The organism is Leptospira yanagawae serovar Saopaulo str. Sao Paulo = ATCC 700523, assembly GCF_000332475.2.
GTDB classification, from domain to species: Bacteria; Spirochaetota; Leptospiria; order Leptospirales; family Leptospiraceae; genus Leptospira_A; species Leptospira_A yanagawae.
This window is the reverse complement of record NZ_AOGX02000008.1, coordinates 298207-310480: the sequence shown is the minus strand read 5'-3', so window position 1 is coordinate 310480 and position 12274 is coordinate 298207. Positions and strand designations below refer to the sequence as shown.

The 12274-nt window shown below is 40.6% G+C and carries 13 protein-coding genes; 1 reads left to right on the top strand and 12 read right to left on the bottom strand.

Annotated elements, in window-relative coordinates:
- Positions 1-4: 4 nt before the first annotated feature.
- From LEP1GSC202_RS02010 to LEP1GSC202_RS01985, 6 genes are all read right to left on the bottom strand, one after another.
- Entirely contained in the window at positions 5-1231 is a 1227-nt protein-coding gene (locus tag LEP1GSC202_RS02010; protein WP_015675741.1) for a type II secretion system F family protein, read from the bottom strand.
- Between the two features lie 4 nt (positions 1232-1235).
- Positions 1236-2912, bottom strand: coding sequence for a type II secretion system ATPase GspE (gspE, locus tag LEP1GSC202_RS02005; RefSeq protein ID WP_015675705.1), 1677 nt, complete (start codon positions 2910-2912; stop codon positions 1236-1238).
- Positions 2909-4669, bottom strand: coding sequence for a type II secretion system secretin GspD (gene gspD / locus LEP1GSC202_RS02000; protein ID WP_039927901.1), 1761 nt, complete (start codon positions 4667-4669; stop codon positions 2909-2911). The genes gspE and gspD overlap by 4 nt, the downstream gene beginning before the upstream one ends.
- A gap of 1 nt (position 4670) precedes the next feature.
- Positions 4671-5585 (bottom strand): hypothetical protein, encoded by a 915-nt coding sequence (locus LEP1GSC202_RS01995; RefSeq protein WP_015676006.1) that lies wholly within the window; start codon positions 5583-5585, stop codon positions 4671-4673.
- Between the two features lie 29 nt (positions 5586-5614).
- Positions 5615-6535, bottom strand: a complete 921-nt coding sequence (locus LEP1GSC202_RS01990) for a peptidoglycan DD-metalloendopeptidase family protein (protein WP_015675887.1) — start codon at positions 6533-6535, stop codon at positions 5615-5617.
- A gap of 100 nt (positions 6536-6635) precedes the next feature.
- The gene (locus LEP1GSC202_RS01985) at positions 6636-6959 is read right to left on the bottom strand and encodes a type II secretion system-associated lipoprotein (RefSeq protein ID WP_015675852.1); all 324 of its coding nucleotides are present in this window, start codon (positions 6957-6959) and stop codon (positions 6636-6638) included.
- A gap of 165 nt (positions 6960-7124) precedes the next feature.
- Here LEP1GSC202_RS01985 and LEP1GSC202_RS01980 point away from each other — a divergent pair, with 165 nt between their 5' ends.
- The gene (locus tag LEP1GSC202_RS01980) at positions 7125-8570 is read left to right on the top strand and encodes an ATP-binding protein (RefSeq protein ID WP_039927847.1); all 1446 of its coding nucleotides are present in this window, start codon (positions 7125-7127) and stop codon (positions 8568-8570) included.
- Position 8571: 1 nt separating this feature from the next.
- Here the strand turns inward: LEP1GSC202_RS01980 and LEP1GSC202_RS01975 are convergent, their stop codons facing one another.
- From LEP1GSC202_RS01975 to LEP1GSC202_RS01950, 6 genes are all read right to left on the bottom strand, one after another.
- The gene (locus LEP1GSC202_RS01975) at positions 8572-8772 is read right to left on the bottom strand and encodes a hypothetical protein (RefSeq protein WP_012476271.1); all 201 of its coding nucleotides are present in this window, start codon (positions 8770-8772) and stop codon (positions 8572-8574) included.
- A 102-nt stretch (positions 8773-8874) separates the two neighbouring features.
- Positions 8875-9219: a YraN family protein gene (locus LEP1GSC202_RS01970; protein WP_039927898.1), complete on the bottom strand. Its 345-nt coding sequence runs from the start codon at positions 9217-9219 to the stop codon at positions 8875-8877.
- A 130-nt stretch (positions 9220-9349) separates the two neighbouring features.
- Entirely contained in the window at positions 9350-10537 is a 1188-nt protein-coding gene (locus LEP1GSC202_RS01965; RefSeq protein ID WP_015675963.1) for an HD-GYP domain-containing protein, read from the bottom strand.
- A gap of 34 nt (positions 10538-10571) precedes the next feature.
- Positions 10572-10832, bottom strand: a complete 261-nt coding sequence (locus LEP1GSC202_RS01960; RefSeq protein WP_015676031.1) for an EscU/YscU/HrcU family type III secretion system export apparatus switch protein — start codon at positions 10830-10832, stop codon at positions 10572-10574.
- Complete coding sequence (locus tag LEP1GSC202_RS01955) at positions 10829-11410, bottom strand: hypothetical protein (protein ID WP_015675809.1); 582 nt, start codon at positions 11408-11410, stop codon at positions 10829-10831. Before LEP1GSC202_RS01955 ends, LEP1GSC202_RS01960 begins: the two co-directional genes overlap by 4 nt.
- Before the next feature lie 73 nt (positions 11411-11483).
- A complete protein-coding gene (locus LEP1GSC202_RS01950) occupies positions 11484-12176 on the bottom strand; it encodes a ribonuclease HII (protein WP_039927843.1) in 693 nt (230 codons plus the stop codon).
- Positions 12177-12274 lie beyond the last annotated feature (98 nt).

Genomic DNA, 12274 nt, shown 5'->3' with positions numbered 1-12274 from the left:
AACTCTACATCCCCTGGATTTCTTGAGTTAGTTTGTACATAGGCGTCATAATCGCCGCCATAATGGTAAAAATAATTCCACCCATTACTATGATCATCATAGGTTCTAAGGATTGGGTCAAAGATTTTATTGCTGTATCTACCTCAGATTCGTAGATTTCTGAGAGTTTATTCATCATTTCGGGAACTTTATCGGAAGCCTCACCTGCACTGAGCATCCCAAGTACCATCTGCGGAAGGACTTGGCTCCCTTGTAAGGAATCGGACAATTTTCCCCCTTCCTTAATTTTAATGATGGCTGCATCAATTTCTTCTTTAAAAACCGTATGGCCTACCACATCCGAAACAATATTGAGGGAAACAATTAAGGGAACTCGGTTGAGGAGTAAAATGGAAAGGTTCCTCGCGAAATTGGAAACTAAAATTTTTCGAAGTAAGGTTCCAATCACAGGAAGCCTAAGTAAAAAAGTATCCCAAACTTTTTTCCCATCGGGCGAAGATTTCCACTTCAAAAAACCAAGGTAAGCAAAGGATATCATTCCTAAGATAAAATACCAATAATTAGTTAGGACATAGGATAAAAAAATCACTGCGCGTGTGAGAAGTGGGAGTTTGGCATCAAAGGAGGCAAACAATTGTTCAATTTGAGGGATCACAACCACTAATAAAAAGATGGATACCCCAAGAGAAAGTAATCCCATAATCATGGGATAAATCATGGCCACTTGGACTTTGGATTTTAACTCAGATGATTTTTCTTCCAGCTCCGCTAACCGATGCAAGGTGTTCTCATAATTTCCTGTTGACTCACCAACAGAAATCAAACTTGGGTATTGGTCGGGAAACACAGTTTTGTGTTTTTTCATGGACTCTGAGAGACTTGATCCCTCTGTAATGTCCGCTCGCATCTCAATCAAAACTTTTTTAAAATAAATATTCTCTACTTGGTCAATGATGGAAAGTAAACATTTATCGAGAGGGATTCCCGCACCAATGAGTGTCCCCAATTGTTTACAAAAAAGACCTACTTCTTTTCTAGGAATCCGATAGAGAAGTTTCGATAAAAAAGGGAACAATTCTCGTTCTTCTTTTTCACGATCTTCTTCGATCGATCTTACGTATAATCCTTTCGCCTTTAATTTGTTACGTGCTGCTTGTAAATTGACAGCATCGATAATGTTTTTTTCTTCTTTTCCTTTTTTATTAAAGGCAACATAGGTATACAGTGGCATAGTTTTACGATACCCGAAGGACTTCTTCTGGTGTTGTCACACCCTCAATCACTTTGTACTTCCCATATTCTTGTAATGTGGAAAGTCCATTTTTAACTGCGAGTTCCTTGATCCGATTGGCATCGGCACCTTGTAATATGGCACGTTTGATCTCATCATTCATAGTAAGGAGTTCGTAAAGCCCTGTCCTTCCTTTGTATCCAGAATTGAGGCAAGAACTACAACCTTTCCCACGAAACAATACACCATTTTTTAATTCTTTCCTTTGGATTCCAAGTCCTGCCAAATCTTTGTCTGTCGGTTTATAGGACGTTTTACAATCTTTACAGATAACACGTACTAACCTTTGCGCCATAAAACCTAATACGGAACTTGTGATGAGATATGGTTCAATCCCCATGTCCACAAGCCTTGTCACAGCGGAAGATGCATCATTCGTGTGAAGGGTTGAAAATACTAAGTGTCCGGTAAGGGAAGCCTGGATAGCAATCCTTGCCGTTTCTTCATCCCGGATCTCTCCTACCATTACCACATCAGGGTCTTGACGTAGAATCGAACGAAGGCCTGCCGCAAAGGTAAGACCAATTTTTTCATTCATCTGCATCTGTGAGATCCCTTCCATTTGGTATTCCACTGGGTCTTCACAAGTGATGATATTCCTTTCTTCTGTATTGATTTCAGAAAGTGCCGAGTAAAGGGTTGTTGATTTTCCAGAACCTGTTGGTCCTGTAACCAAAATGATTCCGTATGGTTTGTAGATGAGGTCTTTAAAATCTTTTAAGATCTGAGGGTTAAATCCCATTGTTTCTATGGAATATTTTTGGTCGGTTTTATTCAAAATCCTCATTACAATCCGTTCCCCGAATTGGCATGGGATGATGGAGACCCTTACATCCACATCTTTACCAGCTAACCTGAGTTTGATCCTACCATCTTGTGGGAGTCGATTTTCCGCAATATTCAAATTCGACATGATTTTGATACGCGTGGAAATTCCCGCCAAATACGACTTAGGTGGACTTAATACCTTTTGCAAAACACCATCCACACGGTAACGAACCACAACTGATTTTTCAAAAGGTTCCACGTGGATATCAGAAGCTCGTTCTGAAACGGCTTGTGATAAAATCACATTCACCATTTTGATGATAGGTGCTTCGTTTGATAAATCAAGTGCGTCGGACTCAAAGGCATCGGAAAGATCGCCAAAACTTCCGTCCATCTCATCCATCATTTCCTTTGCTTCTGCAGTTGTTTTATCAAACTGAGAATGGACGATACGCATGATTTCGTTTTCCGTTGCGAGAACGAATTGGATTTCATATCCTTTTAAGAAGGAACGCATGTCATCCATTGGATGGAGGTCTGTTGGATCAGAAGTGGCTACAAAAACTTTTTTTCCTTTTACAAGGAACGGAACGATTTTGGAACGTTGGACAAGTTTTAAAGGAATTTTATTAAAAATATCTTCACTTGCAACAAACTCTAGTTTGTCGTAAAACTCCATTTTATGAAGTTTCGCAAGTGCTTTGAGGATATCGGTTTCAGAAGCGAGACCTTTTTTTTGGATGATATGAGTGATGGGAAGATTTGTTTTTTCCTGTTGTTTGGAAATGTCTTCTAAATCCTTAATCGTAAGGATTCCATCTTCTAAAAGAATCTGACCTAAACTTTTTCTCATCTCAGTTTCTTTTCTCGTTCATCCACCATCCTTTCTTGTTCATTTTTCTTTTGGATGGTCATACGATCCGACTTATCTCGATCATCTAAGATATGTGGTGTGAGAAACACCATCAAATTGGTTTTACGATTTTGATTGGTGGTCCTTCGAAACAATGTCCCGAGGAGTGGAATCTCACCTAAAATTGGGATTTTTTGTACTTTCTTTTGTTTGTCATTGGAGAGCAAACCTCCAATCACAATGGTTTGGATATTATCCACAACAATTGTCGTCTTGATATCACGTTTGTTAAATGTTGGGTTTCCACCAGTTGCTTCAGAAGAAATTCCGGCAACGTTTTTGATTTCTTGGTACAAATCAAGAGTGATTCGATTGTTTTTATTGATATGTGGTGTGAACTTTAATTTAATCCCTGTTGGTCGGTATTCAAAGTTAGCAACTGTTACCGCATTATCACCACCGAGACCGGCATTACGGTTTTGGGTCCGAACAGGAACGTCTTGGCCCACATTGATTTCAGCTTCTTGGTTGTCCAAAGTCAAAATTTGTGGAGCTGATAATACATTAAAATTCTCATTTGTGGAGTTCGCATTTAAGATACCAATGATCTGCTGACCACCACGACGGATAAATCCAAGTGAAAAACCAGAGAGAGTGTTTACATTCGTTGGTCGACCATTTTTGTCGATGACTCCACCTTGTGCCGCAAGACCTGTGTTAAACTGCCCGTATGCAAGTTCTTGGTAACGCCAATCGATACCAAAGTCATTTAAGTCAGTAGAACTTAACTCTACGATAAGAACCTCAAGTAACACCTGTTTTCTGGGAGTATCAAGTATTTTGATAATTTTTTTAATCTCTTCCCATTCTTGTGGTGTTGCCGTAACAATGAGTGAATTGGATTCTTTGTGGGCAACTGCTTTAATTTTATCTTGTTTTCCAGGAACCTTTGGAGCTTGCGGGGTAGGTTGTGGTGGAGGTGATGGTTTTCCATCTGGACCCGCTTCCCCTGGTTGGCCTTGGACTGGTGCAACGGGAGCATCTGGCATATCCAATTTCACAAGGATTGCTGCAAGTTTTTCCGCCTCATTGTATTCTAATGTATAAATATGAATGTCACCAGCAGAAGAAATGGAACCTGGTCCATCAGCCCTCACATCCAAATTATCAACTAACTTGAGTAATTTGTTGATATCAGACGTTGAACCTGAAAATATCAATGTGTTTTGGTTTTTTGGAATGATGATATCTGTATCAGGTGAAGTGACTCGTTTGAGAATGGGCTCTAGTTCAATCGCATTCGAAAATTCTAAGGGAACAATTTGTGTGATGGTTTTGTTCAATGCAACTTCAGAATCCGAAACTGGATCTTTTCCGATCCGAACGATTGGTGATTTGGCAAGTGCATCTTTGATTTTTACCACTTTGATTAGGTCATTTTCTTCAATCAGACCAAACCCTTGTGTCTCTAAAACAGACTTCATAAACCCATAGGCATCTTCAATCCGAACGCGTTTCTGAGAAATGATGGTGATCTTTTTCCCTTTCACCGCATCATCGATCAATATATTCTTTTTGATGATGGCACTCATTCCCATAAGGAAGTCTTTCAGTTCTGTGTCTCGCCAGTCGGCAGTGAAACTAGCTGGTTCTTGTGAGGTTTTTGCTTTTGGTTTCCCTTTTTCTTGTGAGAATTGGGGAGTAACAATCATATAAAGGCAAATGCAAAGTAGTACGAAGGGGAGACGATTTCTCATTTTAATTCCGAATGATAAATTCATATGTGATTATTTTGCCTTGTCTTTCTAAATCCACTGTAATTTTCGGGGCTTGTTTGATTGAACCCCAAATTTCCAACATTTTCTCTGTTTCATTGAGTGGCATTCCGTTCACACGTTTGATGATATCACCACCACGTGCTCCAAGGGAATAAAAGACATGGTCTTTTGCCACTTGATAGATTTTGTAACCCTCGATCTTTCCGTCTACCAAATGAGGGCCAAACCTTGCATTTTTGTAGATGGTATTTGGGTCTTTGAGTTTGCGATTGACGTCTTCTCTGGAAAGGACTTTCTGAATCGTTTGGCTAGAAGGCCCTAAATTGGATACAGGGGCAGCATCTTTTGGTCGGATCCTCTCTTTTGCTTGCGCTGGAGTTTCACCAATATTCACCCGAAGGCTAAGTCCCCCTTTTATTAGGACCACATAGTGTTGTTCGATGGTTTGGACTTTGTAACCGCCAACCATTTCACCAACGCCATATTCCTCAGAATCATTGTTTTGTTTCTCTCGGATGGTCACACGGGCAAAGGACCAATGGCCAGACAAGGTTCCTGTGACGAGCATTTGGTCATCATCCCCATTGTCTTGGGCGATTTCAGGATCGAGTGGGGAACCGTCCGCACCCCGTTTAGTGGCATCATTGGGATCATAAACCTGGCCACGGATGAGATTACCAGTGACGATGTCCTCATAAGTGCTAACAGCAAGAATCACCTCTTGCCTCATTTGTTTGGGTCGGACTTGGCTTCCCACATTCATCCCAGTTTCGGTCGAAAAAAGAAGTAAGAGGACTAGTTTTAAAAGATAAGCAAGTGAAAACGAAAATAATAAAACCACCGGAATCAATGTCAAAAACTGACTCGATTGGATTCTTTGAAGGATTAAATTCATGCTCCCCACAAATCGGAGAAAAACTCCGATTACATTCCGGCTACTTCAGATTTGGGAAGTTTAGTCACATGTTTTTCAGTCATGCCGAGAGCCGATTCAGGATTCATGATTTTCCCGTTTCGAAATACCTCAAAATGCAAATGAGCTCCTGTAGCAGTACCTGTCCTTCCGACAAGGGCTACCACACGTCCCATCTTCACCGTTTCCCCAACCTCAACTAAAATCTGGGAACAATGGGCGTAAACTGTTTTATACCCATTTTTGTGTTGGATGGTGACAGAATTGCCATACCCACCATTTCGGCCCGTAAAAACGACTTCACCATCTGCCGCCGATAGGACGGGAGCTCCTACTTTTGCAGCAAGGTCGAGGCCTGAGTGGTAAACACGGTTGTACTTGTTGAATGGATCCACACGACGACCAAAACGAGACGTCACACGGCTTTGCGGGACAGGCAATATGAATACTTTTTTGAGGACCACTCGGGAAGAGGATGCATTCTTTACTTGGACAGGTACATCCAAAACTTGGCCTATTTTCAATTGGTCACTTGTGAGTGAATTGGCTTTTTTGAGTTTGGGAACATCAATGGAAAAGGAACGAGCAATTTTAGATAAATTGTCTTTTTTTTGGACCGTGTATTTTTTCACAACGATCCCTGATTCATGGACAACTGTATTACTCACAACAGGAGATACATCAATGTATTTGGGAAGGCCAAGAGAAGCGAGTTCCACTTCTTCCTCTTCTCCCGTTTGGTTGACTCCAACGGAAAATAGTTTTTGCACCTCTTGTTCTTGGGATTGGTTTCCAAAAATTCGAAATACAGTGGAATCTCCAGTAGGCAATGTTTCATTGATCTCTTGTTGGAGTTTCTGGAAAGGATTGGCTGTCAGAACCGTCCCAGGAACCAAGAAAAAAACGAGTGTTAGGAATGGAATTGCCTTCACTTTTATTGTATCGGGTACTGCACCGAAGAATCTTGAACAAGAAAGAAAGAAAGAAAGCTGGAAAATGAAAATAATAGAACAATGAAAGCATCCCAAACCTTTATTTCTTTGTTTTTTTGGAGTTCTGTTCCACAAGTGAGAACTTTTGGTTCACCCACTCTTCCACATCATCCAAGTCATATTCTCTTTTTTTCACATCATCATTGATGATGTAATCAGCGAGTTTCCCTACCGATGACTCACGCGACTCTTGGATCGGGTATACCTTCAATTTCAAAAGAGAAGGAGTTGATTCGATGTAGATCTTAACGAGGGTTCCTTTTTTCCAAACATCTGTTTGGGAAAATTTGATTTCTTCACGGAGTGAATACGTCTTCCCATCATAGTATTCATTGATCTCCCGAAGTCTTTCTTTTTTGATCAATCGTTGTGAACAGTGGCTGAACACAAGGAGAAGAACGAGGGGGATTACACGAATGATACTACAAACCAAAGCAAACTCTCAGGAAAAGTCACCATGGTGCCTCAATTATGAAAAGTCTTTTTTATTTTTTGGACCAAAAGCGACAATCACTGACCAAAATGAGATGTGAGTCCCAAACGAGCAGAAGTTGGAAGTTTGTTGTCTGAATGGAATGGGTCGAAAGAGATCCAAATTGAAGTTGGGATTCGAAGGGGATTCCCTCATTTCCAAATCCTTGGCAACGTTCCGCAGGTGACAAAAGAGGCGCGAGATCGCATCCGATTGGCCCTAGAGGCCTCTTCCTTTGTTTTTCCCATGGAAACCATCATCACAAACGTAAAACCAACCCATATCCCCAAAAAACGGATTTCCATAGACCTAGCAATTGCTGTTGGAATTTTGCTAGCGACAGAACAAATCCCTCTTGTTTCCAAGGAGATCATCTATTTAGGAAACTTGGGACTGGATGGGAGCCTTGTCGGAGGAAAGGAACTGCTCCCTTTTCTCTGGCAATACAAAAGCACTAATGGTTCTGTCTATTGCTTACCTAAATCTTTAGCAAATGAATCCTTACCTGATGGTGAGTATTTTTTCCTTTCTCACTTAGAAGAAATCAGAATGTTTTCACACCTAACACCAGAAAGGAGAAAAATAAATCCAAATGAGGACATTCCTTTGGTTTGGGAAAATGTTTATTTAGACCCGTATCAGATGAAAGCCTTCCAAGGACTTTTGTATGCAGTTCTTGGGAACCATCATAGCGTTTTACTCGGAAGCCCAGGAGTTGGAAAAACCATGTTACACCGGTTACTCGAACCTCTGCTTCCAGAAAAGTCCCCGAGTGATAAGAGTCCCGTTGGGATTTGGACGAGCTCTGGTGAATTTGAAATCCCAACTCAGAAAAGGCCCTTCCGCTCCCCCCACCATTCCACAACCGAAGTGGGTCTCATTGGTGGAGGACTACCCTACCAACCAGGTGAAATTGCAAAGGCAGAAGGTGGGATTTTGTTTTTGGATGAAGCTCTTGAATTCAAAGATAGAATCTTAGAAAGTTTACGGATGCCAATGGAAGATTCCTATTTAGAAATTACTAGGATGAACGAAGTAACAAAAATCAAAACAAATTTTACCCTCTTACTTTCCACAAACCCTTGCCCTTGTGGCAACTACCAAAGCCAAAACCACTGCCATTGTTCCTTACAAAGAATTCGATTGTACTTACAAAAAATCAGTGGTGCTTTTTTAGATCGCATAACAATCTTCCAAACCCTTTTCGATTCTTCCATGGAAAGAACCATCCACTTAGAAGAATCAAAACTGAAATCGATACTGAATCAAAGGATAGTGTTTAGGAACGATAGAAAACCGGAGGACGAAGAACAGAAAAAGGTATTGAAACAATTGGATGTGGCGAGTGAAACGAAACAACTTTCCTTACGAAAGAAAAAACAAATTGTTTCTCTCGCAAGGACAATTGCGGATTGGAACCTCTCTCCCAGAACCAAGGAAGTGCATATTCAGGAGGCTTTGCATTATACTTTGGGATACCAGTGGATTTATAGCCTAGGATAAACTACTTGGAAATAAAATGTGAAATTTCCATTGCGATTTTATTGATCGCATAATCCATATAGGCTGGATCATCTATCTTTTTCTTATAGGTATCAAATTTCTTTTGGATGGTCGATGCCATTCCCCTTTTTCGTAAAAGAACAGGGTCTGGTCCAAATTCATCGGTTTCTGCTAAATTCCCAAATACACTAAATTGACTCATGTGGTTACTTCCTTGTAACAATCAAACTCTCATCCTTGAGAGCGTTTCCCTTGTGGGATACAAAACCAATCGGTTCAGTACAAAATTCCCTTGATGAAGTATTTAGAAGATTGACGAATAAAAACGAACTTCCTTTTTTTCCGTGATATGGATCAAATTAAAGCTAGGTGTTAGGTGGAAAAATGCAGGTATTTCCTGTAATAAATAGAAATATACCTTCCGCATTCGGGCACGTTTTGTCGCATGAAGGCTTTCCAATGGGAAAAATCCAAAAGACTCGTTCCAAGTTTTCACTTCCGAACAATGCAGTCTTCCGTTCTCTAAACTGATTATGTCAATTTCACCCACTCTTTTTCGGTAATTTTGGAACAGGATTGTATGTCCCAATGATTGTAAATATTCACTGGCAAGGGTTTCTCCAAGTTTACCCATGGCGATTCGATTCATTTGGTTTGTCCTTGTATCGTGATCTGAATCAAACCAATCAAAATTCTTATAAAAACCTAACAAAGAAAAACGAAAGAACCACCTAAATTGATTTTTTTCGTTTTAAAAAAACATTCCTTACCCAAAGGATTTAGTAGATTTGAGAAAAAGGAATCGCTTGTTGGATGTATAAATTTAAGTCCTTCATAAGATCCACAAACTCAAGGTGTTTTAACCTTCTTCCATCGGCGTCTTTGGTAACTCTGATGACTGGCCTTAATGGTTTGTCTTTGTTTGATTCAATGACCATACCCATTCTAAGGTCAGAAAGGACAACTCCGGACCCCACAGGGAACATAGAAAGTTTATTTAAAAACAATCTTACCATTTTTAAATCAAAACGGTTCACGTTTTCACTGATCATAATTTTCATCGCTTCATAAGGAAGGATGGCAGCACGATATGGTCTTGGATGGATCATGGCAGCAAATTGGTCTGCAATCATAAAAACTTTTGTGAGTTCTTCAATTTGGTTGGCAAGGATGCGTTGTGGGTAACCGGATCCATCCACTGCTTCATGGTGTTGCAATGCAACAATGGCAAGAGAGTTTTTTAATTTTAACCGTTGGGTAAGGATTTGGTAACCAGTTACGGGATGGCGTTTGATGGTTTTCAGATCCAATTCCGTTAGGTTTCCTTTTTTTTCGGACACTTCTTCAGGAACCGTTACCATCCCAATGTCGGCAAATAGTGATGCAAGTGCCAGATCAATGAGTTTGGGTCTTGAGAACTCAAGGAAGTTTCCTAACATCACAGAAAAAAATGTCGCATAACAAATATGAGTGTATAGATAATAACCGGAATGGGAATGGGATAAAAGTAAAATCGGAATTTGTGCGTTGGTTTTGGTATGGTCAGCGATTCGTTCTGCAATTTCTCGAAATTCTCTGATCTCCGTATAACGACCCTCAGATGCTGATTTATACGTTTTTTGCACCAAGTCAAAACAATCTTTGAAAACCGCATTAAATTCAACTTTGGAAGAATTGGTTTTTTCGAGTAAGTATTTATACCGAGTGGAATTTTCATCGTCTTGGTAAAACGGAAGGTTTGTATCAAAATAACCTGGTCCACCAGCATTGGAAGATTTGTCAGCTTGATCGGCAGTGACTTTTTCCCCGTCAGTGAGGATAAAGGTAATCCCAAATTGGACCAAACGGTCTAAGTCTTGTTGTGTGATGGGTTGGTCGGCTCCAACAAAAACAGTGTCCTTATCCAAGTAAAGAGACTTGGTAAACTTAGAACCAGCCTCTAAGTCACGTATGGAGATTTTCCGCATAATTGCGTAAATCTTAGTAAGAAGCTTAGAAACATCAATTGTTTTTCTTTTCTCGTTCCAAAACCAGAATCCGAAAGACGGCGGCGACAACTTCATACAATTCTCTTGGAATTTCTTTCCCATTTGGGAGATGTGCGAGTGTATTCACCATCACTTCATCTTTGACAATGAAAACGCCAGCCTCACTTGCGATTCGTACTAAGTTTTTGGCGAGGTTCCCCTCAGCTTTTGCCACAAGTTTGGGAGCTTTATCTTCATTTGGATGATACGCAAGTGCCACCATCTTCGGTTTCATCTATAATCCCCGTTAAAGTTCGTATCATTCCAGACTTCAAAATGAATCTCACCAATTTGGGGGAAGTCCCTTATCAAATCCTGTAACATTTGTTTGAGGGAGGGACGAGAAGGAAAAGATGGAATTGTACCCACTCCGTCGGACAGAATTTCAATCCGAATTGGATTTTGTTTTTCTGGTTCGTAATAAAAAATGATTCCATAAGGTCCAAACCCCTCTGCTTTCCAAAACACATAGAGTGCAAAGCCTTTTTGATTGGGTTCTACAACCATGGTTAGATTTTCTTTTCTTTTGTGAGTGTGATAGGTGAAACAATCAGAAGCTTTTGTTTCCCCAAGGAAATAGTTCCAAATCGTGCCTATTGTTGTTTTGTCTGAGGATTGGGGTTCTGGCCCTTGGGTTGCATGTTGAGTGAAGGCTTCCCATCGGGAAATTTCTTTTGGCTTTGGATTGGCATTCGGATGGACTCCCTCTTGCATTCCTTTAAGAGTTTGGTTTCTGCTTCCGGTGACCTTCTCGGAGCGAAAGGAACTTGTTTGGCTTTCGAGTTTTGTTTTTTGTAAAAACTCCGAGGGCATTGTTCTTTCCGACAACGATGCTATTGGTTTCCCGACCAAACGAAAGAGTTGGCTTAAGATAGGATCCGAGGGATTAAGCGGAGAAAAGAGAGGGTTCACTCCCTTCCCTTCGGAGAAAATCACAAAAACTCAACCGATGGATGGGAGAAATTCCAAGTTTTCGGAGCGCTTCTCTATGCTCCTCCGTTCCATACCCTTTGTGTTTGGCAAACCCATACCCAGGGTATTTTCCATCCATCTTCTCCATGTATTCGTCTCTGTAGGTTTTCGCAAGGATGGAAGCTGCCGAAATGGATGGAACCAAATCATCTCCTTTGGGAATGGATAGATACCCTGCAATGGGTGTTTGGACTTTCAGTTTGTAATTCCCATCTAAAAAGAGAAAGGGCTTGTTGGGTAATGAATTTGTTTTTGGTCCTTCCCAATCGTTTCCATTCCCAGTTTCACTGATTTCAGTTGTGTTTTTCTGTGGAATTTTCGAGGCGTTGGATCCCATAACGGATTGGTTTTCTGATCGACGAAAGTCCGTTAGGTGCTTTGGCAGAGCACGGTTGATTCCATAAAAAATTGCTTGGTTGATATTGAATTTGTCAATATAGTTTGCACTCACAAAGCTTACATGCCAAAAGGATGCATATTCTAGAATTTCTTTGCGAAGGGTGAGTCGTTTTGGTTCGGGGATTTTTTTGGAGTCGCGGAGACCGTTTAAGATTTCACCTGATTGGATCCTTTCCAATGTCTGCCTAGAAAAGGATACACAACCAATAGATACAGGACCCGCAAGTGTGCCACGCCCTGCTTCATCAAAAGAGAAACAAACAAAGTCGGAGATTTGGAATTCAGGAAAAAACGGCCGTTTGATGG